This is a genomic window from Micromonospora rhizosphaerae (assembly GCF_900091465.1).
Lineage (GTDB): Bacteria > Actinomycetota > Actinomycetes > Mycobacteriales > Micromonosporaceae > Micromonospora > Micromonospora rhizosphaerae.
In genome coordinates this window covers 4217123-4240973 of record NZ_FMHV01000002.1, presented here as the reverse complement: position 1 = coordinate 4240973, position 23851 = coordinate 4217123, and the positions used below count along the sequence as shown (strand labels likewise).

The 23851-nt window shown below is 68.8% G+C and carries 23 protein-coding genes and 2 pseudogenes; 7 read left to right on the top strand and 18 right to left on the bottom strand.

The genetic code is table 11. The annotated features are described in order from the left end of the window. Nucleotides 1-21: 21 nt before the first annotated feature. On the bottom strand, nucleotides 22-1455 hold the full coding sequence (locus GA0070624_RS19830) for an MFS transporter (protein ID WP_091343244.1): 1434 nt from the start codon (nucleotides 1453-1455) through the stop codon (nucleotides 22-24). An 85-nt stretch (nucleotides 1456-1540) separates the two neighbouring features. On the opposite strand from GA0070624_RS19830, the gene GA0070624_RS19825 reads away from it, so the two are divergent. Together GA0070624_RS19825 and GA0070624_RS19820 are read left to right on the top strand one after the other, a co-directional pair. Next, nucleotides 1541-2068 carry a winged helix-turn-helix transcriptional regulator gene (locus GA0070624_RS19825; protein ID WP_091343241.1) on the top strand — a complete coding sequence of 176 codons (528 nt, stop codon included), beginning with the start codon at nucleotides 1541-1543 and terminating at the stop codon, nucleotides 2066-2068. A gap of 221 nt (nucleotides 2069-2289) precedes the next feature. After that, nucleotides 2290-2736, top strand: a complete 447-nt coding sequence (locus GA0070624_RS19820) for a hypothetical protein (RefSeq protein WP_176731787.1) — start codon at nucleotides 2290-2292, stop codon at nucleotides 2734-2736. Between the two features lie 227 nt (nucleotides 2737-2963). Here GA0070624_RS19820 and GA0070624_RS19815 read toward each other — a convergent pair whose 3' ends face one another. From GA0070624_RS19815 to GA0070624_RS19775, 9 genes and pseudogenes are all read right to left on the bottom strand, one after another. After that, on the bottom strand, nucleotides 2964-4292 hold the full coding sequence (locus tag GA0070624_RS19815) for a radical SAM protein (protein WP_091343239.1): 1329 nt from the start codon (nucleotides 4290-4292) through the stop codon (nucleotides 2964-2966). A gap of 282 nt (nucleotides 4293-4574) precedes the next feature. Then, nucleotides 4575-5318, bottom strand: coding sequence for an alpha/beta fold hydrolase (locus GA0070624_RS19810; protein ID WP_176731786.1), 744 nt, complete (start codon nucleotides 5316-5318; stop codon nucleotides 4575-4577). A gap of 649 nt (nucleotides 5319-5967) precedes the next feature. Then, a pseudogene (locus tag GA0070624_RS19805) lies at nucleotides 5968-6096 on the bottom strand (NUDIX domain-containing protein); the annotation flags it as partial. A gap of 83 nt (nucleotides 6097-6179) precedes the next feature. Continuing rightward, the gene (locus GA0070624_RS19800; protein ID WP_091343234.1) at nucleotides 6180-7343 is read right to left on the bottom strand and encodes an IS110 family RNA-guided transposase; all 1164 of its coding nucleotides are present in this window, start codon (nucleotides 7341-7343) and stop codon (nucleotides 6180-6182) included. Nucleotides 7344-7678: 335 nt separating this feature from the next. Continuing rightward, on the bottom strand, nucleotides 7679-8320 hold the full coding sequence (locus tag GA0070624_RS19795) for a nucleotidyltransferase domain-containing protein (RefSeq protein WP_091343231.1): 642 nt from the start codon (nucleotides 8318-8320) through the stop codon (nucleotides 7679-7681). Nucleotides 8321-8490: 170 nt separating this feature from the next. Beyond that, nucleotides 8491-9966, bottom strand: coding sequence for a tetratricopeptide repeat protein (locus GA0070624_RS19790; RefSeq protein ID WP_141715101.1), 1476 nt, complete (start codon nucleotides 9964-9966; stop codon nucleotides 8491-8493). Nucleotides 9967-10096: 130 nt separating this feature from the next. Further along, the gene (locus tag GA0070624_RS19785; protein ID WP_091343225.1) at nucleotides 10097-10999 is read right to left on the bottom strand and encodes an IS5 family transposase; all 903 of its coding nucleotides are present in this window, start codon (nucleotides 10997-10999) and stop codon (nucleotides 10097-10099) included. Nucleotides 11000-11119: 120 nt separating this feature from the next. Further along, the gene (locus GA0070624_RS19780) at nucleotides 11120-12298 is read right to left on the bottom strand and encodes an IS110 family RNA-guided transposase (RefSeq protein ID WP_091343223.1); all 1179 of its coding nucleotides are present in this window, start codon (nucleotides 12296-12298) and stop codon (nucleotides 11120-11122) included. A 347-nt stretch (nucleotides 12299-12645) separates the two neighbouring features. Further along, nucleotides 12646-12861: a putative signal transducing protein gene (locus GA0070624_RS19775; RefSeq protein ID WP_141715100.1), complete on the bottom strand. Its 216-nt coding sequence runs from the start codon at nucleotides 12859-12861 to the stop codon at nucleotides 12646-12648. A gap of 186 nt (nucleotides 12862-13047) precedes the next feature. On the opposite strand from GA0070624_RS19775, the pseudogene GA0070624_RS19770 reads away from it, so the two are divergent. The 4 genes and pseudogenes from GA0070624_RS19770 to GA0070624_RS34880 all read left to right on the top strand — a co-directional run bounded on the left by GA0070624_RS19770 (nucleotide 13048) and on the right by GA0070624_RS34880 (nucleotide 16529). Beyond that, nucleotides 13048-13613, top strand: a pseudogene (locus GA0070624_RS19770) (DinB family protein). A 305-nt stretch (nucleotides 13614-13918) separates the two neighbouring features. Next, nucleotides 13919-15148: an IS110 family RNA-guided transposase gene (locus GA0070624_RS19765; protein WP_218105216.1), complete on the top strand. Its 1230-nt coding sequence runs from the start codon at nucleotides 13919-13921 to the stop codon at nucleotides 15146-15148. A gap of 131 nt (nucleotides 15149-15279) precedes the next feature. Next, the gene (locus GA0070624_RS19760; protein ID WP_091343216.1) at nucleotides 15280-16002 is read left to right on the top strand and encodes a hypothetical protein; all 723 of its coding nucleotides are present in this window, start codon (nucleotides 15280-15282) and stop codon (nucleotides 16000-16002) included. Between the two features lie 365 nt (nucleotides 16003-16367). Continuing rightward, nucleotides 16368-16529: a hypothetical protein gene (locus GA0070624_RS34880; protein ID WP_176731785.1), complete on the top strand. Its 162-nt coding sequence runs from the start codon at nucleotides 16368-16370 to the stop codon at nucleotides 16527-16529. Here the strand turns inward: GA0070624_RS34880 and GA0070624_RS19755 are convergent. The 8 genes from GA0070624_RS19755 to GA0070624_RS19725 form a co-directional block, all read right to left on the bottom strand. Further along, on the bottom strand, nucleotides 16494-17720 hold the full coding sequence (locus GA0070624_RS19755; RefSeq protein ID WP_091343214.1) for an RNA polymerase sigma factor: 1227 nt from the start codon (nucleotides 17718-17720) through the stop codon (nucleotides 16494-16496). The two genes, GA0070624_RS34880 and GA0070624_RS19755, sit on opposite strands and share 36 nt — an antisense overlap. 43 nt (nucleotides 17721-17763) lie before the next feature. Further along, complete coding sequence (locus GA0070624_RS19750; protein WP_091343212.1) at nucleotides 17764-18135, bottom strand: YciI family protein; 372 nt, start codon at nucleotides 18133-18135, stop codon at nucleotides 17764-17766. A gap of 395 nt (nucleotides 18136-18530) precedes the next feature. Beyond that, nucleotides 18531-18755 (bottom strand): translation initiation factor IF-1, encoded by a 225-nt coding sequence (gene infA / locus GA0070624_RS19745; protein ID WP_091343210.1) that lies wholly within the window; start codon nucleotides 18753-18755, stop codon nucleotides 18531-18533. A 52-nt stretch (nucleotides 18756-18807) separates the two neighbouring features. Then, complete coding sequence (locus GA0070624_RS19740; RefSeq protein WP_218105215.1) at nucleotides 18808-19578, bottom strand: GNAT family N-acetyltransferase; 771 nt, start codon at nucleotides 19576-19578, stop codon at nucleotides 18808-18810. 282 nt (nucleotides 19579-19860) lie between these two features. Next, on the bottom strand, nucleotides 19861-20313 hold the full coding sequence (locus tag GA0070624_RS19735; RefSeq protein ID WP_141715099.1) for a hypothetical protein: 453 nt from the start codon (nucleotides 20311-20313) through the stop codon (nucleotides 19861-19863). Between the two features lie 421 nt (nucleotides 20314-20734). After that, nucleotides 20735-21190, bottom strand: coding sequence for a DUF6069 family protein (locus tag GA0070624_RS35870; RefSeq protein WP_245718888.1), 456 nt, complete (start codon nucleotides 21188-21190; stop codon nucleotides 20735-20737). After that, entirely contained in the window at nucleotides 21187-21483 is a 297-nt protein-coding gene (locus GA0070624_RS35865) for a hypothetical protein (RefSeq protein WP_245718887.1), read from the bottom strand. Before GA0070624_RS35865 ends, GA0070624_RS35870 begins: the two co-directional genes overlap by 4 nt. Before the next feature lie 5 nt (nucleotides 21484-21488). Further along, the gene (locus GA0070624_RS19725) at nucleotides 21489-22517 is read right to left on the bottom strand and encodes an RNA polymerase subunit sigma-70 (RefSeq protein WP_091343205.1); all 1029 of its coding nucleotides are present in this window, start codon (nucleotides 22515-22517) and stop codon (nucleotides 21489-21491) included. 338 nt (nucleotides 22518-22855) lie between these two features. Between GA0070624_RS19725 and GA0070624_RS19715 the strand changes: the two genes are divergently transcribed. Continuing rightward, complete coding sequence (locus tag GA0070624_RS19715; RefSeq protein ID WP_091343201.1) at nucleotides 22856-23710, top strand: sulfotransferase family protein; 855 nt, start codon at nucleotides 22856-22858, stop codon at nucleotides 23708-23710. The last annotated feature ends 141 nt before the right edge of the window (nucleotides 23711-23851 follow it).

Genomic DNA, 23851 nt, shown 5'->3' with positions numbered 1-23851 from the left:
GCCGAGGCACCGGTCCCTGGGTCAGACCGCGGCCGGGGCCGGTGCGGTGACCCGGCGGCGGATCAGGGTCGCCGCGCCGCCGAGCACGGCCACGCCGGCGCCGAGCAGCAGGACCACGTCGGCGCCGTGGGCCGAGAAGCCGGCGGTCTGGCCGGCCGGCAGCAGGCTGGAGGCCACGGTGATGCTGGCGGCGACCCCGAAGGCGGAACCGACGTAGCGGGCGGTGTTGTTGGCGCCGGAGCCCATCGCGACCCGGTCCAGGGGGACGCTGGTGACGGCGAGCCGGGCGAGTGCCGCGTTGAGCAGCCCGCTGCCCGCCCCGGAGATGAGCAGGCCGGGGATGGTGCGGGCCCAGGAGTGCGCATCGGCGTAGCCGAGCATGGCCAGGTAGCCGGCGGCGGTCAGGGCGAAACCGAGAGCGAGTTGCCGGGTGGGCGCGAAGCGCGTGCCGTGGTGGCGCATCTGGTTGCTGACCACGAACGAGGCCCCCGCCCAGAGGAAGGCCAGGCCGGCGCCGCCCAGCGCGCTGATGCCGACCAGCCGCTGCACCAAAACGGGCAGGACGGTGCTCGGGCCGATCGCGGCGAGCCCGGTGAAGAACGCGCCGATGGTGGCGATCCGGAAGTCCGGCCGCCGGAACAGGGCGAGGTCGAGCATCGGCGCCCGGCCGCGGGCCTCGATCACCACGAAGGCGGCGAGCAGCAGCGTCCCGAGCACCAGGGGGATCAGCACCGCGGGCCGCAGCCAGCCGATGCGCCCGGCGGTGATGGCGACGAGCAGCAGCGACAGGCCCGCGCCGAGGGTCAGCACCCCGGGTACGTCGATGCGGGCCGGCCGCTCGGCGCGGGACTCGGCGAGCAGCCGGCCGGTGAGCGCCGCCAGCACCGCGGCCACCGCCGCGAGCATCAGGTGGGACCAGCGCCAACTGCCGAGGGCGGTCAGGACGGCCGCGGTCAGCGGTCCGAGGGCGATGCCGGCGCCGAGCATCGACGCCCAGCGGGCGGTGGCGTGGGACCGTCCATGGTTGGTGTGGAAGGCGTGCCCGAGCAGGCCGAGCCCGGCGGCGAGGATCGCGGCGCTGGCCACGCCCTGCAGCACCCGGGCGGCGACGAAGGTGCCGGCGTTGGGGGCGACGGCGGCGCCGAGGGTACTGGCGGCGAGCAGCGCGAGGCCCGCCCGGAATATCCGGCGCCGTCCGAAATCGTCGCCGAGGCTGCCAGCCACCAGCAGGGTGGCCGCGAGCCCGAGGGTGATCGCGTTGATCAGCCAGGTCTGGGTGGTGAGGCCGGCCCCGAGGCTCCGCGCGGTCTGCGGCAGTACGGCCACCGGTGCGGTGTAGTTCATGAGGACGAGCAGGGTCGCGGCGCAGACCGCGAACAGGGCCCGGGAGCCGGTGCGGGTCGCGTCCGCGACCGGGGCGGCGGACCGGGCGGTGGCGCCAGCAGGTGTCGACATGCAGAAGGCCTCTCGGTTCGGTGAGTGAACCGACCTTACCAGAGTCGGTTCGTTGAATGAACCAACCAGGTGTAGGATCGATTCCATGGCACTGGGGAAGAACTACGAAGGGCAGCACTGCTCCCTGGCCAGGGCGCTGGAACTGGTCGGCGAGCGGTGGACGCTGCTCGTTGTCCGCGACGCCTTCTACGGCGTACGCCGCTACGGCGACTTCCTCGCCCACCTGGACATCCCCCGGGCCGTGCTCGCGGACCGACTCGCCACCCTCGTCGAGGCGGGCATCCTCCAGCGCCACCGCTATCAAAACTCCCCACCCCGGGACGAATACCTGCTCACCGACCGGGGCACCGAGCTCTGGTCGGTGATCTTCCCGCTGATGCGCTGGGGCGAGCGGCACTTCGGCACCGGCGAGCCGCTGCGGATCTTCCGGCACGCCGCGTGCGGCGCCGACCTCGACCCGGCCGGCCGCTGCCCGGCCTGCGGCCACGCCGACGTGCCACCCGGCGACGTCGAGGCCCACGCCGGGCCGGGCGTCCCGGCCCAGCCGCGCCCGGACCCGGTCAGCGTCGCGCTGCGCCAGCGCCCGCACCGGCTCCTGCAACCGCTGCTCTGAGCCGGCCCAGCCGTCGACGCGGTCGCCGGGGCGCGATCGGGCTCATCGACGATTGCCGCACGAGTGCTGGGGCGCTGTCGCTGAACATCCGCTATGCCGCCGACCGGCTGTCACGGTACGTGCGAAGAAGCCGCAAGGAGCGGCAGCGCCCGATGCGCGGTCGTGCCGAGACCAGTGCGTTGGAGGTATCTCGGTTGCCCAGACGGATCTTGGCCAAGAGGATGCGGGACATACTCGCCGATCTGTGGCCTCAATACGGTCTCACCATCGTCACACCGCACCTGCAGCTGCGCCTACCAGGCGGGGCGGAACTCGCTGAGCTTGCCGACCTCGCAGGCCACGGCGTGGATCGTCCCGGCGAGCGGCCGTTCCTGACCCCATGGACCGACGGCACCTATACGGACCGGGCGCGGTTCGTCTTGCAAGAACACTGGCACCAGCTTGCCTCCTGGAACGTGGCAGCGTGGCGGCTCGGGATGGGCGTCTTCCGCGCGGGCCGGCCGATCGGCGTCGTCACGCTTCGCGCACGGGACTTCCCGGTGGTGAGACAGGTGACGACCCCGGCTTGGCTCGGCATAGATCATCAGGGCAAAGGCTATTGGAACGGAAGCGAGGGTCGGACTGCTCACCCTTGCTTTAAGATCATCTCGGCGCCACCGCCGCACTGACCGAGGTGTTCCAGGACAACCACTCATCTCAAGGCGTCTCGCGCAAACTCGGCTACGAGCACGACGGGGTTTCCGTCGATGCGCGCGACGGTGAGGCCCGTCGTCTCCGACCGCCTGCGTCTGACTCTCGTTCGGCCTCTGATCCAGCATCCGGATCTGCCGCTGGTCGGGCGTTGGCAGCCCAGTGAGCCCGGCACGTCCAACTGTTGGCGCCGGTCTGCGGTGCGTCACGCCGGGGTGGCTGCCAGCCTCCCCTCGACAGGGAGGCTGTCCATGAAGGAGCTTACCGAGAAGACCGCGTTGCCGGCGCCGGGTGGGCCGTAGCCCGGCGGGCTGGACAGCCGGTTGGCTTCCATCGTCGCCCGGTAGACCTCTAGCAGGCGGATGTGGTACTCCAGCGGGGCGCCCTGCGGGTTGGTGCGGCCCAGCGGCGTCGTCGGCTCCGGGCACCAAGTGGTGAACCGTGGGGTGATACCGCGGGACATGAAATACTGCAGGCCCTCGGCGGTCGAATCGATCGCCTCGTCAACCGTCGCGAACCCGAACGGCGCGGCCATTTCGACCCCAGCGACGAAGTTCGGGATCACGTTGCGCGGCCCGAAGATTTCGGCGGAGTCGAGGATCCGGCGATGCCACTCCTCGCGTCCTACGTACCGCTCCTTGCCCGGGCAGTACAGCTCGAAGAGCCGCTTGTCCCACACCTCGTAGTTCGGGTGGTAGATGCGGATGCCGTAGTCGTGGAAGCGCTGCACGTCGTCCTTCGGCAGCGCCTGGGCGACGACCTTGCCGATCCACCGGCCCGGGAACCGCTCCTCGATCGCCTTGGCGTAGCGGCCGTAGAAGTCCGCCTCGGCCAGCCCGTCGACCCTGGAGGTGACGCTGCCGCCGGTGAGGGTGTACGCACGCGAGGCCCCGGCCGTGTCGTACCGGTCGATGATCTCCATCGCTTCCAGCACCTCGTCGATCGGCTTGACCCCGGTGTACGGTCGGCCGGCCGCCTTGTGCTGGCGCCAATTGTGGTTGATGTCGCAGTACTGGCACTCCTCCTTGGCGCCGAAGTACTGGCAGACCCGGAACACGGTCAGGTAGACCAGGTAGCCCCATTGGATCGTGGGCGCGACCTCCATGACCGACTTGCCGTTGGCGAGTCGGTGCCGGTAGTACTCCGGCATCGGTGGCAGACCGACGTACGCGATCGGCCGGTCGTCCAGGAACAGCTGCAGGGCGCCACTTCCGTCGTCCTTCACCCGGTACGGCGAGTCGGGATTGACGCGCACCGACACGACGGTGCGCCGCAACCCGTACGGGCCGCCGGTGAGCACGATCTCCTCCGGTGGCCGGCGCAGAGCCGCCGTGCCCAACTCCGGCAAGGTCCGATGGTCGAAGGAGAAGATGAAGTACGACTTTGGCTTGACGTCGCCGTTCTCGTTGTCGGTCAGCGCCGAGTCGTCGAAGGCCATGCCGCCACGCAGCAGGTCCTCCTTGATGACCGCCTCTGGCGGAATGTGCGGGAACCGCCCCATCAGGTCCTCGATGAGATCCGTGCGGGTCTGCATGCGCGCTCCCTCGGTCCGCCGTGACTACGCCGCCGCGACCACAGCATCAACCAGGCCAGCGGCCGCGAGCATCGTTATGCCCCGCCGACGCTACCCGCTCCCACGCCGCGAGTGAGGGGTCACCTCCGGCGCTCACCGGGCCTGGTCGACGCGATCTGCTCCGCGCCCCACCCGTCGTAGCCGCCGCACGGGGAATTACCCGGGCCGAACGCACTGACATGCCGAATAGCGGATGTGCTTCAATCCGCTCCGGTTCCGCGGCCATCTCGGGAGAGCCGGTTCTCAGCCGCTCGTTACCCACGTCAGCATCGCTTGCCAGTGGGCCGGAGACGGCGTGTGGGCTGCGTCCTCGCTGATGCGAATCTTGACGTTGGGCATCCGTGCGGCGATCAGCGGTGCGTCGGGAACGGCTCGGCCGGGGTCGTGTCGACCGGCCCAGATGAGGACGCGGCAGGGCACCTCGCGCAGGCCGAACCCCCATGGGCGGATGTCGGTGGCGAGCCAGTCGCCGGCCAGCCCGGCCGCGCCTTGGCGGGCACCTTCGCGGTTGGACTCCTCGTGGGGCCGCATCCAGGGGTCCTGGCCCGCGGCAAGCAGTTGCCGGTGCTGCTTGAGCGGATCCTCGGCGTACCATGCGGCGGCGCGGGTCACGTAGCGGCGCCCGAGCCCCGGAACGGTCCGCAAGGCCCACGCCTGAAACCGCTGCCAGCCACGCACTGTGCGCAGTTCCCGATACGGGCCGGTGAAGCCTGCGGCGACCACTCCGGTCAGTCGATGCGGGAACCGGGCCCCACAGGCCACGGCGTACGGCGCGCCACCAGAGAACCCGATCAGGCCGAAGCGCTCGATCCGCAGAGAGCTCATCACCGTACCGACGTCGTCAGCGACGCCGAGGAGCGTTGGCTGTCGGACAGGTGTGGACCGACCGTACCCGGGCCGGTCCACGGTGATCAGGCGGACGCCCGCCAACGCCGTGTCGTCCGGGCGGCTGATCCGAGAGCCCGGCGTGCCGTGCAGGAACACCACCGGCGGCCCGGCCGGATCGCCGTACTCCGCCCAGCCCAGGACCCGGCCGTCCGGCAGCGCAAGATCCATATCGCCTCTCCGCTAGATACCCGACGCAGCACCCAGTACAGCGCATAGACATTAGTCGCCGTATTGTGCAGTGTGGCAATGCCGAAGCGCACTGACATGCCGCGATCAGCGCGCTGAGTCGTCGCAGATCAGTTGGCGGCCGACTGTCGCGCCTCAGTCGACGGAGGACAGGCCGACTGCCGGCGTGTCTAGTCCCACCACCTGCTTGACGAATCCGTCCCAGCACATGCACGACAGTCGGCCTTGGTTCCTCGGTCGTCCTGGTTACAGTCGGTGACATCTGAGTGCCTGGGGGCCCACTCAGGCTCAGGCAGAGAACGAACCAATGCCGCCAAGTCGCCATGCACGAGGGGAAGGCCGTCCAGCTCGCTGATCCCGACCCATGCGATGTCGTCATGCTCGTCAGGTGCACGGTTGGTGGGAGAGCCAACCCAGTCTCCGATTTGCCAGACGCCCACGTGAACGGCGTCCTCACCACTGCCGGCATGCAAGTCGCCCAACCGCCCAACCGTGAAGAGGACTCCGCCACAATGTGAACACCGAGCTCCTCGCACATCTCACGCGCGAGGGCTTGTAGTTCCGACTCACCCGCTTCGACATGCCCCCCGGGCAGATCCCAGAGATCTGGGTATGCCCGGCGGGTCGGGCTGCGGTGTACTAGCAGGACCGCGCCGTTTTCAACGAGTGCGCCTGTGACGATGACGTGCATGACGGGATTAGAGCACAGGGATAGGACAAGCTCGCTCCAGCCAAAGGGGACACCCAGACATCCGGATCTGGCACCCCTCTGTGTCAAGCGGCCGCGGCGTGGGTTGTTCTAGGCTGGGGTGTGGCGGGTCCGGGAAGTGACTTTTCCGAAGTGTCGATCTCGGGGTTCAGGTCGGCCGCGCTGGATTGCAGAGTCGCCCCCGCGTGTCCTCCCGGGCCCGTCTTGACCAGCTTCGCGTCGGCGACCATCTGCCGGTAGACGATGTCGGACAGGCGCCGCTTCAGTGCCCGTAGGGCCTCCATCGGGGTCTTGCCCTCGGCCAGTCTGCGCCGGTGGTAGCGGCGCTCTTCGGTGTCACGGCGCAGTTGGACGATGGCCATGATGTGAAGGGCCCGGTTGATGCGCCGGTTCCCGGCTCTGGAGAGCCGGTGCCGGTTCTGCTCGCCGGACGAGGCGTCGATCGGTGCGGTGCCGTTCCACGAGGCAAAGTGGGCGCGGCTGGTGAACCGGGCAATGTCTCCGATGTCGCCGAGCAGGCGGGCCGCGCCGGACGGTCCGGTGCCGGTCAGGTCCATCAGCCGGCTTCCGGTGCTGTTGACCAGGTCGGTGAGCTCCTGTTTCGCGATTTTGATCTTCTTGTCGATGACGACGAGCTCGCCGATCAGCTCGCAGGCCAGCCGGCGACGGGTCTTGCCGACCACGTCGCGCGGGCGAACAGTGCCCAGCAGGGCGCGGGCTTGCTGGGCGGACAGATCCTTCTTCGCGCCGCCGGGCACCAACTCGAGTAGCAGGTGATGCAGCCGGGAGACCACTTCGGTGCGGGCCCGGCCGAGCTGGTCACGCCGGTCGACCAGCAGCCGTAACGCGACCGTGGTGTCGTCGGTGACGACCTGCCGCAGACCTTCGGTGCGCAGGGCGACCACGGCGACGCTGCGGGCATCGACCGGGTCGGTCTTGCGGCCCTGGCCGGTGGCGAACACGCGGGCCCGGGCGGACAGCTTCGCGGGAACGTCCACGACGGTTTCGCCGTCGGCGACCAGGCGTTGAGCGACGTGCCGCCCGATGCCGTTGCAGCCCTCGACCGCCCAAAGGCGGTCTTTGTGCTTGCGGCCGGCGGCGAGCATGGCCTGGTAGCCGTCGCGGTCGGTGCCGAACCGGCCCTGCCCGACCGTCTTCTCCCGCGCGTTGATGATTTCGATGGTGGCGGAACGCTTGTGCGGGTCCACGCCGATGATGACCTGAGCCATCCTGTCCTCCCTCGATCCGACGGTGTTCGTCGACGGGAGGGCAGCGCTACCTTGAGCCGGGCAGTCCCCTCTTGAGCCTCTCTCCGCCGCGGTGACCGGCGGGGCGCACGCCAGATGAGAGCCACACCAAACAGCGGTGGGCAGCCGCGATGAGAGCGACCCCACCGGTCACCTCGACCAAGCCTGGCCGGGCTGCGGTCGTACCACAGTCAAGAGGTAGCCGCGATCCGCGCGCTACCCGGGTGACGGCGTGCCGGGGCCGCTCACACGCGAATCCGTTGGAATGAGGGGACGGGCCGTGCTGCGTCACTGTTGCGGCTCGCCGTAGGACACGGCTACACGGCCGCCAGCCAGGCATGTCCCGGATGCACTTGCGTTAGTAGCCTGGACAGCGTCTCGCGTTGGGTATGAGTCAGCAGCGGGAGGACGCCGTCGAAGTCAGCCTGATCCTTTGGCCGTACGTGCTTGGCCTTGAAGAGAAGAACGAGCTCAGGGCTTAAGTACGGGATCCGGTCCGAGGTATGCCGGATGATCTCGGCGTAGGGCAGCCTGATCGTCTCGTCTCTCCGGTAGATCCACACCTCGCCGTCGTGCGGCTCACGGAAGACATCAAGCAGGTAGTGTCCGGTCGCCGGCTCGCGCAGCCAGGTCTGCCGAGTGGCACTCAGCACCTGTGGCGTCGCCGATTCCCAGATCCGAGCCGCGCCAACTGCGTCGAAAGTGAACTCGGCAAAGTGTTCGCGGATCTCCGGGAACTGCCCGGCTGGGACGCCGATCTCGATGTCGTGGTGCTCGCGGGTCTGCTCACCGCGGAACAGGTCCAGAGCCCAGCCTGCCGCGATATACCAAGGCGCGGAGATCCCGGCCAGGCGGCGTGCGACATCGTGCGGCTTCCAGCATTCCGCCCAGCGGGCTTCGAGTGCCTCGACGTCGCCGGGCGATACCTCGATACCGCCGCTGGGTAATTCGTCGTTCATCCGCCGAACGTATCTGGGATCGACTTCCGACTCGCCGTAGGCATCCTCATCTGCCGCTGGTCGCGCGTTCCTCAAGGCACACAACTGCCGAGACAGTGCGTGTGATCATGGCGAGGTCGAGGCTTGGCCTCGCGCGCCGATGGCCTGGTGCTGCAACGGCAGTCGGGCGGTTAGCCGGCGTAGCGGGGCTCGCTGAGCCGGCGGCGGAATTCCGCGTGAGCGGTCTGGAAGACGTCGTTGAGCCGCTCGAGCTCGGACTCGGTCGGTTCTCGCCGCAGCCCGACATCGATCTTGAAGTCGCCGTCCACGATCGCCACGTCGAGGCGGTCGAGCAAGTCCGCGGGAAGCCTGGTAATGACGAACTCGCGGAACGCGTCGGCGATCGTGCCCGCCATGTCGCCGCACCCGCAGGTGCGGCCATCCAGGACCGCACCGAGGTGGCTGCGGCCGATGATCGCGTCCGGGTGTACGGGATCCATGATGGTCAGGCCCTCCTCCAGGACCGTGCGGGCCTCCGACAGCCGACCCTCATGCTGGTGGAACAGACCGAGGGCGATGCAGGCCCGCCCGACCGTGTCATGGTCGGTGCCGCGGCGCGCCTGGCTCACTGCCTCGGTCAGCCGTTGCTCCGCCGGGCCCACCTGGCCGGCCTCCTTCAGCGCGAGACCCCAGTTGCGCAGCACCTGACTTCGCAGCTCCGGACGACCGATGCGCTCCGCCCTCGCGTGCGCCGACGCGTACGTGCGCAGCGCCGCCTCGGCATCGCCGGCTTCGTCCTGGGCCATCGCCAAGCCGAGCCCCGCCATCAGCGCCTCCTCCTGCCGTCCCTGGCGGTCGTACGAAGCGAGCACGCGCTCGATCGCATCAACCCGCCCCGCCTGGTCACCGAGATCACGGCCGAGGTTCGCCAGCGCGGACAAGGCGTTGAGCGTCGCTTGGTGGTCAATGCCGAGCCGCTCCTCCAAGGCGACGACCAGGGAGGTGAGCAGGGGCTTGGCTGCCGGATCGTCGTGGTCCAGCATCTGGGTGACGACTCGCCCGACCTGCTCGACGACCTCGTCCGGCAGTTGCTGCAGGCCCACGAAGAGCGGCTCGCGGGTGCCACCGGCGTGCACAATCGCTGCTCGCAGCGCCAACGCGGAGGCCACCCGCTCGTGCCCGTTGCGCCACAAGTTGGCCACCGCCTCCTCGACGACCTGCCGGGCACCTGCCACGTCGCCACGCTGCCGCAGCAGGTCCGCCAATGGTTCGAGGCCGAACGCGTACCCGGCATGCTCGCGACCGTAGAAGGCGAGCCGCTCCTGAACGCCCTGGCGTAACTCCGTCTCGGCCTCGTCGAGTCGTCCAGCCATGCGCAGCGCCAAGCCCAGATTGAGTCGGTAGGTCAACTGGTCCTTGCGGGACTCGTGATCGCGCGGCGTCGCGGAGACGGCGCGGCGGTAGCACTCGATCGCGCGGTCGCGTTGATCGGCGTCCAGCAGCACATTGCCAAGGTCGCACTGGGCCGAGGCCCATTCCGGGCTGCCGTGACCGTGTTTGTCCGTGGCGGCCTGCAGCTCGCGCGTCATGAGGTTCTCGGCGTCGCCCATACGGCCCTCGCGCAACAGCGCGAAGGCCACCTCGGCCGGGGTGGGGGGTGTCGTCACGAGCCGCAAGTTTAGGGCCCGCCTACTGGCGTTCGCGCACCCCTGGGAACACCTCGAGCGAGGCCCCGCCCGACGCGATCAACCAACCATGATCGGACATCCGCATCTGGTTCCCCCTCTAGCCCGTGTTTCATAAGGCTCGGAGCCACTGGTTGATGACGGCGATGGTGACGGTGGCTTCGAAGCGGACGGCGAGTTTGTCGTAGCGGGTGGCCATGGCGCGGTGCTGTTTGAGCTGGTTGATGCCGCATTCCACGGCGTGCCGCAATCGGTAGTCGACCGGGTCGAAGGCGGGTGGTCGTCCGCCTTTGGATCCCTTGGCCTTACGGTGGGCGTCCTGGTCGGCCTTGCTCGGGATGCAGACCCGGATCTTTCGGCGGCGGGCATACCCGCGGTTGCCGCGGCTGGTGTACGCCTTGTCGGCCAGGACCAGGTCGGGACGTGTGCGGGGCCGGCCCCCGCCGACCCGGTACACCTTGATCCGCTGCAGCACGGTGATGAACTGTGGGCTGTCTCCGCGCTGCCCAGCGGTGATCACCACGGCGAGGGTCTTGCGGCCCTGCTCGCAGGCCAGGTGCGTCTTGGTGGTGAACCCGCCCCGGGAACGGCCCAGCCCGTGATCGGCAGGCTCGGTGGCAACGCCGCCCGGCGGTTCTTTCTGCAGGTGACCGTCCCGGCGGGCACCCGCAGCGTGCTGGTGGGCGCGGCTGATCGTGGAGTCGACACTGACCGTCCAGTCGATCTTCCCGGCGGCGTCCGCCCCGGCCTGCAACCCTGCCAGGACCTTCGCCCACGTGCCGTCACGCTGCCAGCGCCGGAACCAGCGATACAAGGTCTGCCAAGGCCCATACACCTCCGGCACATCCCGCCACGGCGTCCCGGTCCGGACCCGCCACCGGATCCCGTCGATGATCTGCCGTTTCGTCCAACGCGGCGGACGCCCCCGGCCCGGCTCCACAGGCAGAACAGGCCGCAGCCCCGCCCACTGAGCGTCGGTGAGATCGTGCCGCCTCGCTGCCGCTACCCTGGGCACGAGGTCTCCGGTCGGTCTTCGGTTTGCTTGGTCGCTAACCGATCTACCGGAGACCTCCTCTCTTATCGATCACCGCCACGCCGGCTCTTCTCACCGCCCAGCGCCCTTACGAAACACGGGCTAGTCAAGGGGTTGCGGCGAGGTTGTTTTAGGCTTGTTGTCGGCGGGTCCGGGCTGTGACTTGTCCGAAGAGACGGCCGTCGGGATTGGGTCGTCCGCGCTGGATTGCAGAGTCGCTCCCGTGTGTCCTCCCGGGCCCGTCCCTGCGGTTCGCTTTGGCGTGGCGTCGCGAAGCATCCGCTTGAAGACGACGTCGGACAGGTGGCGTTTGAGCGCGCGGAGCGCTTCCATCGTCGTCTTGCCTTCGGCGAGGCGGCGCCGGTAGTAGGCCCGGCCGGGGGTGTCACGGCGGAGCTGGACGATGGCCATGATGTGCAGGACTCGGTTGATACGCCGGTTGCCGACCCGGGAAAGCCGGTGGCGGCGCTGGTCGCCGGAGGACGCCTCCAGCGGCGCGGTGCCGTTCCAGGACGCGAAGTGCGCGGCGGTACGGAACCTGCTGATGTCACCGATGTCGCCGATGAGCCGGGCTGCGCCGGAGGGGCCGATCCCGTACAGGTCGGTCAGGGTGCTGCCGTGCGCGGCGACGAGCTGGCGCAACTGCTTGTCCGCTGCCCGGATCTTGGCGTCGATCGTGGTGAGTTCCTCGATGAGTTCGCGGGCGAGATCGTGGCGGGTCTGGGCGACGATGCCGACCGGTGGCGGCGCTGTGCGTAGCAGGTAGCTGGCCTGGCCGCGGGTGAGGAATTTCTTCGCCCCGCCGGGGATCAGCTCGAGGAGCAGGTGGTGGATGCGGCTGACGGTCTCGGTGCGGGTCCGGCCGAGTTCGTCGCGGCGGTCGACCAGCAGCCTTAGCACGACCGTGGCGTCGTCCACGGCCACCTGGCGCAGGCCCGGGCTGCGCAGCCCGGCCACCGCGACGCTGTGCGCGTCAACCGGGTCGGTCTTGCGGCCCTGACCGGTGTCGAACACCCGCACCCGCGCGGACAGCTTCGCGGGCACGTCCAGGACCGGCTCGCCGTCGGCGACCAGGCGCTGAGCGATGTGCCGGCCGATTCCGCCGCAGCCCTCGATCGCCCAGACCCGGTCGGTGAACCGGCGGCCGGCCGCGAGCATCTCCTGATAGCCGACGCTGTCCGTGCCGTACCGCCCCCGTGCGAGGACCTTCTCCCGGTCATCGATGACCTCGATCGTGGCCGACCGCTTGTGTGGATCCATCCCGATTACTACACGACCCATGTGCTGGCTTCCTCCTGGCAAATGCTGGACATTCGACAGGGAGGGCAAAGCTACTTTGAGCTGCACAAACCCCTCTTGAGCCACTCCCCGGGCGGTAGCCGGCGGGCGCACCCCAGATGAGAGTCACACCCATGATGCCGTGGACAGCCGCAGAACAGAGCAACCCGCCAGCCACCTCGACCCAGCCTGGCCGGGCACAGGTCGTAGATCAAATTAAAGAAGTAGCCGCGATCCGAGCGGTTGGCAGAGCTGGGCGGGGAAACAGATTGGGAGCGGCGCTCCGCGCGAGATGCGGGACCTGTCGGCGCATCTCGTCGACGGCTGGCCGCGTACGGGGACTCGAGCCGTTAGGACGGCGAGTTCGCCAAAATTTGCCGTGCCCGGGCTTCGTCGGCCGGCGCGACCAGCACGCGCACTCCCTCCAACTGGAGTGAGCCCAGTTCGCCACCCGCGTCGTCGGCGGTGACCCAGGCGTCGATGCCCTCGCTCTGCAGCAAGCCCGCCACAATGTCGCCCTCGGCGCGGCTCGACACGCTGGCCACGGGCACCGTCCGGTTGGTCACGAACCGAACCATACTGCGTACGGGGGTTGTGATAGTCAGGAACCGCATCCGCTTACGGCAATCCGCTCGCCGCGGCGGCTGGGCCGGAGCGGGAAAGTGCCGCCTTGTAGGGCGCTTCGGGGCCCTGGCGGTTTCGTCGTAGGTTTGATCGGGTCGCCTGTCAATCTCTACTGTCGCACCGTGGGTGTGGACTGGAACGCAGAGCTGGTCGACCAACTTGAGTGGCACTGGCAGCATCAGCTTCGGCCACGGCTGGACGGGCTGACCGATGACGAGTACTTCTGGCAGCCGGTCCCGGGCGCCTGGACCCTCAGCCGGTGCGGCCAGAGTTCTGCGCCGTTGTCGGTCGGCGCAGGCGAATTCACCTTGGACTACGCCAGCCCGCCACACGACCGCGCGCCGGTCACCACGATCGCCTGGCGGCTGGCGCACCTCATCGACGTGTTCGGACCACCGACCGCACCCCACTTCGATGGCTCGCTTGCCTGTCACCGGGCCGTCGCCTACCCGGGCACCGCCGAGGCAGCACTGCGCCAGCTCGACGACGGGCACGATGCGTGGATCCGCGATGACCGCCACCTCGGCGCAGCCGGATCGCTCAGCCGCAAGGCGCCATCTCACCGCCGGAGTACGCGGATGCACCGATGGCGAAGCTCATCCTGCACGTACACCGCGAGGTCATTCACCACGGCGCCGAGATATCCCTGCTGCGGGACCTCTATCTATGGAAAGGCAGCCGAGGTCACCTATGACCGGGTAGTCCTTCCGATCTGGTGCACGCTCACTGCGCAGACTCTTCCTGTCGGCGGTCTCGTCGGGCACCGTGTCTGGTGCCGGCGATCTCGGGTCGTCGGCGCACCTGGTCTCCACCGGGCCACCGCCTTGCACGCTTGACCGTCAGAGGTCCGGCATGAGTTCCGCGGGGCCCGGTGGTCCCAGGACACGTATGACTGGCGACAGGGCTGAGCGCCGTCGAGCGCCGATCAGTGAGCGACCGGCTTCCGTGTCCTGAGACCACTGGGTGCCCACCTGCTGCTGCAACAGCAAGGAGGACACTATGAGTGTCGGACACGACTCCTCGATGCGTCGACCCACTGCGGGCATCGACTGGGCCAGCACGGAGCACGCCCTCGCGATCGTTAACTGCGACGGTGTTGAGGTTCAACGGATGCTCGTCGAGCACACCGCTGCGGGGCTGCGGAAGCTGCTGCGATGCCTGCAGCAGGCCATGGTGCTCGAGGTCGTTATCGAACGCCCCGACGGGCCCCTCGTCGAGGCCCTGCTCGATGCGGGGCTCACGGTCTTCGTGATCGCCCCGAACCAGATCAAGCACCTGCGCCGCCGCTACGGCGCAGCCGGCAACAAGGATGACCGCTTCGATGCCTACGTCCTGGCCGACACCGTCCGCACCGACCGCCATCGCCTGCGTCCCCTCACCGTCGACTCTCCCGCGACACTCACGTTGCGGATGACCGTCCGCGCCCGCAAGGACCTCATCGCCGCCCGGGTCGCGATGGCCAATCAGCTCCGCGCCCACCTCGAACACGTTCTGCCCGCCGTGATCGGGCTGTTCCGCGACATCGACTCCGCGATCACCCTGAGTTTCCTCACCCGGTTCGCGACTCAGGACAAGGTCGACTGGTTGTCGCCACGCAGACTGCAGAACTGGCTGCGCGGCGTCTCCTACCCCAACCCGGCACGAGCCGGGCTGCTGCACGCCCATCTGCTCGCGGCTACCCGCGGGACCACCGGTCCTGAAGCCACCGCCCGGGCGCACGTCACCGCTGCGTTGGTGGCTGGGCTTACCGCCCTGCGGGAGCAGATCAACGCGCTGGAAGAGCAGATTGAGCTCCAGCTGCTGCAGCATCCCGACGCGGCAGTGTTCACGTCCCTGCCCCGGGCGGGGATCGTGCGAGCGGCCCGGCTTCTGGCTGAGATCGGTGACGCCCGCGGCCGCTTCCCGACGCCCGAGGCACTCACCTGCCTGGCCGGCGCCGCGCCCTCGACCAGGCAGTCCGGGAAGGTGAAAGTCGTCAGCTTTCGCTGGGCCGTCGACAAACAACTCCGTGGAGCAGTCATCGACTTCGCCGGCGACTCCCACCACGCCAACCCCTGGGCCGCCGACCTCTACCGGCGGGCCCGGGCTCGAGGCCACGACCACCCCCACGCCACTCGAATCCTCGCCCGCGCCTGGCTGCACGTGATCTGGCGCTGCTGGCAAGACCGTGTCGCCTACGACCCCACCCGCCACCGAGCTCTGCAGGCCGTCCTCGCCCCTCCCGCTTGACACAGGGCTACTCATGCCGCTGACCGCGCGTCACGAGGTGTGGCCAGCTTCGATCGGGCAAGGCGTCCGGACGTGCCGAAGTGAGGACGTCCCTCAGCCTGCGGTGGTCCTTGCAAAGCTAGACTCGCGCAGTGCTCGATGTCCTGAGGCTGGAGCCGCTGCTGTTTCCCGCCGAGTTCACGTCACACCGTACGCGGATCCTCGTCAACGGCCTTGACGTCGTGGCAGCGGCCTACCCGCCCGACGGCTTCCACGGGAAGCCGGTAGCCGGATTCACGCCCTCGTGGTTGCTCGGGCCGGATGGGCTGGCTGTCTCGCCGGATGTCCGAGAGGTCGGACTGGGCGGCTCGGACACGACCGAGGACGAACTTACGGTCCGGATTGATCGGGCCGGCTCTGAGGTGATCTGGGACTGCTGGCGCCTGACAGGCATCGGAAAGGTGATCAAGAAGGGGCCGGAGGTCGGGCTGGGGATCTTCCGGTTCGACGCGCAGGCATACGCGTCTGAGATCTCCCGGGCGAATGCGCGGGCAAGCCGAATGTGGCCAGCACGGTCGGTTGCGAAGAACCTGCAGGCGGTGTTGTGGCGTGAAGGGTATGGGCAGGACGGCGGAGCCTGGATTCGCAGCTACGTAGCGATCCGCGCGCCGGAGGAACGCCCTGAGATGGTCGAGATCAGCTACTACGCCCTCGATTTGAGCGGACTGCGGTATGCCATGCCGGGCACATACGTAGTCACCTTTGCGGTCGACCGCACTGATCCTGACGCTCAGGCCCAGGCCATCGCGCACCGACTGGGCCATGAGGACCTGAAGCCGCTGTCGGTCCACCAACCGCATCGACAACGCCACTGACCACACTCATCTAATGGGTTCTGTCAGCCTGCTGCGGCAGGATGGCTCCGGTAGCGGCTGGCGGGTCAGCACTCCTCTCATCTGGCCTTCAAGGTCTTGCGGCAGACCGTGCGCCCGCTGGTCGTGAGGAGGCTGGACAGCTGATGGAATGACGGCCCTGCTTCTGTGCGGTGTGAGTCCCTAACACGATTTGCTGAATAAATGTTGATCAGCGCCACGATGTGAAAATCAGCCTCGCTCGGTGGAGCTCGAGTGAGGCGCGGGTCGTCGACGACCAATGGGATCTAATCGAACCGTTGCTGCCACCCAGGCCTGACAGAGCACCTGGGCCACGGCCGGTCCCGGACGAGGTCTACGCGCCGACCGTGGGCGAGTTTCTCCCCGGGTTCGCCGCGCTCCCGCCGTCCGCGTTCAGGGATTCGGCCGACGTGGCCGACGCGATCGACGGCATCCGGGCCGCGCTCGAGTCTCGGCTGGCCGAGCTGGAGAAGTCAGCCCAGCGTGGCCGCCTTGCGCAGCAGCACTGAGCGTTCCCGCTGGTTGGCGCACAGCCGGGCCGCCAGCTCCAGCTCGGCGCGCGCCTCCGGTCGCCGTCCGAGCCGGGCCAGCAGTTCACCGCGTACGGTCGGAACCAAATGCGAACCGGGGAGCCGGTCCGAGGCGATCAGCTCGTCCACGATGGCCAGGGCTTGCGCCGGACCCGAGGCCATGGCCACGGCGACGGCCCGGTTGAGCTCGACCACCGGCGAGGGCGCGACCCGGCCGAGCGCCTCGTAGAGCACTACGATTCGGTCCCAGTCGGTCGCCTCGACGGAGGGCGCCGACGCGTGGGCGGCGGCGATCGCGGCCTGCAGGCCGTAGGGGCCGAGGCCGCGAGTCGATGCCTTGGCCAGCGCGGCCAGCCCACGGCGGATCGCCGAAAAGTCCCACCGCCGCCGGTCCTGGTCCTCGAGCAGGATCGGTGAACCGTCCGGGCCGGTCCGGGCCGGGAAGCGCGCGGCCGTCAGCTCGAACAGGGCGAGCAGGCCGTGCACCTCCGGCTCGTCCGGCTGCAGCGCGGCCAGCGTACGAGCCAGCCGGATCGCCTCGTACGCGACCTCAGGGCGCAGCAGCCGGTCGCCCGACGTGGCCGTCGACCCCTCGGTGAAGATCACGTAGATGACGCTGAGCACGCCGCCCAGCCGTTCCCGGCGCTCGCCTGCCGCCGGCAGTTCGAACGGCACCCCGGCCGCCGCGATCGTCTTCTTGCCCCGGGTGATGCGGGCCTGCACGGTCGGCACGGGTACGAGGAACGCGCGGGCGATCTCCTCGCTGGACAGGCCGCCGACCACGCGCAGGGTCAGCGCCACTCGGGCCTCGGGGGAGAGCACCGGGTGGCAGCTGACGAACATCAGCGCAAGCACGTCGTCATCGATCTTGTCGGGATCGATTTCTTCGTCAACCGCCGAGTCGACCGCCAAGTCGGCCGCCAGCAGGGCGTATCGGTCCTGGAGGGCAGCCCGGCGGCGGATCGCGTCGATCGCCCGCCGCCGGGCCGTGGCCATCAGCCAGCCGGCCGGATTCGCCGGAGAGGCGAGCGGCCACGACACCAGCGCCTCGGCCACCGCCTCCTGGGCCGCGTCCTCGGCCAGCCCGAAATCGCCGGTGAACCGGGTCAGCGCGGCGACGATCCGCGCCGACTCGATCCGCCAGACGGCCTCGACGTCGGCCGTACCCATCAGATCTGGCCGTTGCTCTCGCGCCCGGCCCAGTCCTTGACGATCACTCGTCGACCTGCGGGACCTCGTCGCTCCCGGGCACCCGCCGGACCTCGATCTTGGACCCGGGGGCCGCCGGGACCCGCTTGGCCCATTCGACCGCCTCCTGTTTCGAGGCGACGTCGAGCAGGAAGAAGCCCCCGAACAGTTCCTTGGTCTCGCCGTACGGCCCGTCCGTGACCACTGGGGCCTCGCCGCTGAAGTCGACCACGACGCCCCGGCCCGGATCGTCCAGCCCTTCCGCCGCGAGGAGAACGCCGGCCTTGACCATCTCCTCGATGAACTGGCGGGTCGTGGCCATCATCTCGTCGATGTTGGCCATCATGGCCGCGTTCGACTCGTCCGTGCCCCGCATGATCAGCAGGTACTTCGGCATCGCGTTCTCCTCGTCCGGCGGGGCCGCCTCTCGGCCCTCGCACCCACACGTCGAACGACCGGCCCGCGGATCGACACGGCCCCGGAGAAATCTCTCGCCGCGACGCAGCCGATCCCTCCGACCCCCGTTTCGCCCGTCAGAGCGGCCCCTGAGCGATGGCTGACGCGGACGCCCTGCTGATCAGAAAGCTTATCGTCGCATCTTTGGAAGGCGGCGACGAGATGCGACAGCGGTGTCGGCGACCAGCTCGAAGCCGGACACCGATACCGCTGTCAGTTCAGGCCGGTGACGTGCCTACCCGGCCGGAATGCCGGACCAGGAACCGGGCCGAGTCGTCGCCTCTATTTCCGATCCAGGTCGGAGACCGCATTCTGATTTCGGCGCGTCGCCCAACGCTAGGTCCTGTACCGGTAGAGGATCCGGCCGCGGGTGAGGTCGTACGGGCTGAGTTCTACGAGCACCCGGTCATACGGCAAGATCTTGATGTAGTTCTTCCGTATCTTCCCGCTGATGTGCGCCAGCACCTTGTGCCCGTTCTGGAGCTCCACCCTGAAGGTGGCGTTGCGCAGGCACTCGATGACGGTGCCCTCGAGTTCGATGCCGCCTGATGTTCTCGCCATAGTTAGCACCTCCTCTGGTCGTATTCCGATGCGGCCGTGACGCGGTGGGGTGTCAGCGGAGGACCAGTTCCAGGTTGCTGCCGGCACGCCGGGCGCCGACGCCCTCGAACAGCGCCGTGGCCGCCCCGTTGGATTCGTTCACTTCGGCCGATGCTGTTTCGATCCCGCTGTAGTGCAGCGAACCCAGTACGTGGGCCAGCAGCGCCCGAGCGATACCTCGGCGGTGCCGGTCGGCCCGGACTGCGATCAGCCCGATCCGTGGCTGCCGGGTCACCGGCGCCACCCGGACCAGTCCCACGTATTGATCAGGCCGTGCTGCCACCGCATACTTCGACGAGTCCAGCAGGGTAGCGCCATCCGGGCGGGGCAACACCTCAGCCGGCATTTCCTGCCATCCGACGGTGGCCTCGACTTCGTCGCGAATCACGCGGTCCAATGTGCGTAGAGGGGCCTCCTCCGCCTCGCCGACGGCCACAATCGTCACGCCCGGCGGCGGTAGCACTGAGCCGAGTCCCGTGACCCGCGGGTCGGTGGGCACGAGGTACTCCCACTCGCGGCGTCGGGTCGTGAAGCCGGCTCGCTCCCAATGGGACGTCAAGTCGAGGTCAGCCTCGTCGACCACCGTGTACAGCGGCTTCGGCAGGTCCGCCAGCATGGCATCGGCGAGTTGGTCGAAAACCGCGCCGTGCCACGCGTCGATGCTGAGGAAGATCCGCCCGTCGGGCCTGCGCGAAGCGTCGCCGCGGCCGACCACCCGGTCGTCCTCCACAGCGTGCCATTGGCTCTCCGCGACCCGCGAGATCACTACGGTGTGCTCGCCCATGCCCGAAGTGAAATGCAAAGCATTCATAGGTCGTTGCCTTTCGGGATTGCCTTGTCGAGGCGCTCCCGGCGACACCTACGTCAATCGCCCGACCGTGACGACGAGGGGAGCACCCACATCGATACAGCGTTCATGGGTCTCACCTCCTCGCGCAATGTCACGGTCCGGGGCAAGCTATCAGCCCGACCGTCCTCCCGTCCAACCATTTCGCCCGGCCAACTCGGCCGGCCGCCAATGCGCTCATCTGCCGCCGAGCGGGCGGAGTTGCCTGCCGGTGTTCCGTCAGTAGTGACTGAAGACCTGGCGAACCGTGCTGCCGAGCACGGTCGACACTTGCGCTGCCTCGTCGGGCGACAACCAGCCGCGGCCTGGATTGCGAACCTGAAGTTCGAATCGCGCAAAGGCGGCCGGCCAGTGGTACTCCAGGTCGTTGAGCGAGACGGTGGCGCTGCAGCACGGTGTCACCGTGTCCAATGTTGCGAAGCGAGTGGCATAGGCATCGTCCATGCGCTCCTGCCACCAGTCGCCATCCAGTGGAGCCGTGCAGACCGGGCAGCCGACCGCCTCGAAGTTGGCGCCCTGGTCGATGAACGTAACCTCGGCGTACCGGCAGGCGACCAACTCTCCCGCGCCCGGACACATCGCCGAGACGACCAAGGCCGCAGCATCCGCGGCGTCCTGCGCCGGCACCCAGTCCGGCACGGTCGGCACGACACGAAGGAGACTTTCGCTCACGCCCATATCCTTACCAGCTGACGCCAAGCCGATATCCGCACAGCCGCCGATCGGTCCCATCGCCACGCGTAGGTGTCAGGGTTCGGCCGCGAGCGCGTCCTGGCGCGGCTTGAGCCTGACCTCGACCCGAGAGAGGGGTCAGATCCCGGCTCAAGCCGCCGTGCAGGAGCCGAATCCACGTGGGAGGCGCGCGACGGCGGGGTTGGCCAGGGTGAACGCGACCGGGGTAGCCGGTGCGCCCGACCGAAGCGGATGGCGTTTGGTCTTCATCCCGCAAGGTGCCCTGTGCTTCTTCGCACACGCGACTCAGCTTTCGAATTGACCAAGAAAAGGAACCTGGAATGGGGGGTGGCAGCACCGGGGGCCACGTTAGTGCGCTCGCGCACGCCCTTGCGCCGCGCGTTGTCCCGTTGCGGGATCGTCAATCGGTCCGGGTGCGGAGGCTCCGCGCCAGGGTGGGGATCATCACCGTCGCAGGGACGAGGTGTAGCCCGAGGAGGGCGGTGGTGGTGGCGGTGTTTGCTCCGGAGAGGAGGGGCGGGACCAACGAGATCGCGGTCAGCGACACTGCCGTCCACACGAATCGCTCGGCGGGGCGAGCGCTCCAACGAAGAAGAGCGACGGCAATGACGATGCCCACGACCGAGAAGAAGCCGGTCACCACGGCGAACCCGGACAACGGGATCGTCTCGCCACCATCGGGGACCTCGAAGTCGACGCCAACGGCCTGGGCAAGCGCAGCGGCGAGGGTGGTGGCCACCATCGCCGCGAGCGTGGCAATGAAGCCGGTGCCGGCGAGCCCGCGGAGTCGGTGAGTGTGGCTGGTCTGGCCCGATGCCGGGCCTGCGACGACCCCGGTGTCATTCATGCTGTTCATGTCGTTCCTCCATCGTTCGGTAACTGGCGTACGGGGTGTGTTGACTGGCAGGTGACGGTCCTGGCCCTGGGCGTGACGATGCGCACCCTCGCCGTGCGACGGCCGGGGTTCCGCAGGGCGCGGACGCCGGTGCCGCGGAGCCAGAACCCGGCGTCGGGTCCGAGGACCGGCCCGGGCTCGCCGTCGCGCAGCTCCAGCTGCACCCGCCCGCGGGTGACGACGCCGAACGCGTCGCACCACTCCGCCGCGACCACCGCGACACGCGCGCCACCGCGCAGCGCGAGCGTCCACACCGGGACTACTCCGTGCCGTCCGCCGGCAGGCGCTCCGGCAGCCCGAGCCGCGGGAACTGGTCGTCGTGGAAGATGACGACCTCGGTGATCGCTCCGCCGGTGACGCGCAGCACGTCGACCGTCAGCGGCAGGTACGCGCCCTCCCTCTCCCGCCAGAGGTAGAAGGCGACCGCGGGCTGCCGGTTCACGGAGGTGAGGACGGCGCGCAGGCCCTTCAGGTCCTCGAAGCCGTCCTCGACCCAGTCCCTCACCACCGCCTCGCGGCCGACGTACAGCCCCGGCGTGGGCGGCATCGAGCACCGGACGTCGTCCCGCAGCATCGAGGTCAGCGCTGGGATGTCGGTGGCCACGCTGGCGTCGGTGAAGCGGCGCACGAGCTCTCGCGTCCCGGCGTCGTCCTCGGCGCCGGTCCAGTCCTGCCGCTCGGCGGGCAGGTGCTGCCGCATGCCGGCGCGGGCCCGTTGCAGCGCGCTGTTCACGGAGTTGACGGAGTCCCCGAGGAGCTCCGCGACGTCCTTCGCCGGCCAGCCGAGCACGTCCCGCAGGATCAGCACGGCCCGCGGGCGCGGCGCGAGGTGCTGGACTGCGACCAGGTACGCCAGCTCGATCGTCTCCCGCGCGACGGCGACGGTCTCCGGCTCGTCCGCGTCGGCCGCGGGCAGCTCGTCGAGCAGCCGGTCCGGGTAGGGCTGCAGCCACAGCACCTCGCCGCCGGTCGCAGGCTCCGGGCGGCACTTGGCGAGCAGGTCCAGGCAGGCGTTGGTGGCGATCCGGTACAGCCAGGCCCGGAACGTCGACCGCCCCTCGAAGGTCTCCCGCCGCCGCCAGGCACGGAGGAACGTCTCCTGCACGGTGTCCTCGGCGTCCTCGAACGACCCGAGCATCCGGTAGCAGTGCACGTGCAGCTCCCGCCGGTGCCGCTCCGCCAGCCCCGAGAACGCCGGCTCGTCGACCTCGCCCAGACCGCTCACGCCCAGCCCGCTCTCGCCCAGACCGCTCACGCCCAGCTCCTCCAGCCGCGTGTCCGCACTCATCACGTCATCCTTCCGCCTCGTCGTGTCCCGTCGTAGGTGTGACGAGTGCGGGCGCGACAACTCATCACTAGGGTCGGTCGGCATGGCTGCTCCAGTGACGGATCCGGTGGCGGAACACGACGCGCGGTACGGCCGTCCGGCACGCACTCGGCGCGGCGGGTGCGGGTCCGGCCCGAAGCGGGTGAAGGGGATAAATGGCTTGCACAGGCGCCGGGCTGAGAGTTTGACTGCTCGCCATGCCTTTTCCCTCACCGATCTTCGTTGCGGGTACGGGTCGTTCGGGAACGTCACGGATCGCCGACATCATCGGCGAACATCCGCTGATCCATCGGATTCCCATGGAGACCCGGTTTCTCATCGACCCGGGTGGCCTGCGGGACCTGGCCGACGCGCTCACCGATCGATACGACCCCACCGTCGGTGAGGACGCCCTGCACCGGCTGAGCGACTTCCTCACCGTACGAGTGCCCGGCCGGCGCGACGATCGCGGCAAAACCGTTCCCGAGCTGGTCGGCGAGCGGCGCTACCGGGACGCGGTGCAACAGCTCTGGCCGCAGTTGATCGCGTACACATACGACGAACCTGCGCCCGCGGAAGGCTTCGAGCACGCCGACCGGCCTGCCGGGCCGTTCGAGCCGCTGAGCCGCCGGCGGGTACTTCCCAGGTATTTCAGCGACCGGGGCGAACTGCTCGGAATCTTGCGGGGCCTGATCGACACCATGTTCGGCGGAGCAGCCGCCGACGCGGGCAAGCCGACCTGGTGCGAGAAGACACCGTTCAACCTGCTGTGCATGGAGTTCCTCTGGGAACTGGTCCCCGAAGCGATCATCGTGCACATCAAGCGTCACCCGGTCTCAGTGCTCGCATCCCACCTGGCCCAGCCATGGGCACCGCCCACCGTCGACGGCGCGCTCGCCTACCTCAAGCCGGTCTACCACCGATGGCTCACCTGGAAGAACACGGTCGACCTGACGGGCAGGCGATACATCGAGGTGAAAGCAGAAGATCTCGCAGCCGACTGGCCCGGGCAGCGCCGCGCCCTGTTCGAACGGCTCGACGTCGACGACTTCGCCACCCCTTCAACGTTTCGGTCGCACAAGCTGACGAACCGCAACGACCAATTCGACGACGAAACCCGCGAGTTCATCGAAGAAGCACTCGGCAAGGTCATCCCGGCCATGGGATATGAGTGACGGCTCTGGCTCTCCACCTTGACGACGCCGCGTCGCGCCCCTCGAACGCCCGGTAAACGCTGCTTCAGCCGAACCGCATCGCAGACCACTCGTTCCCAACTTTCCGCCCGTCTTTTGAGCCCGCGATTATGGGCGGGTGTT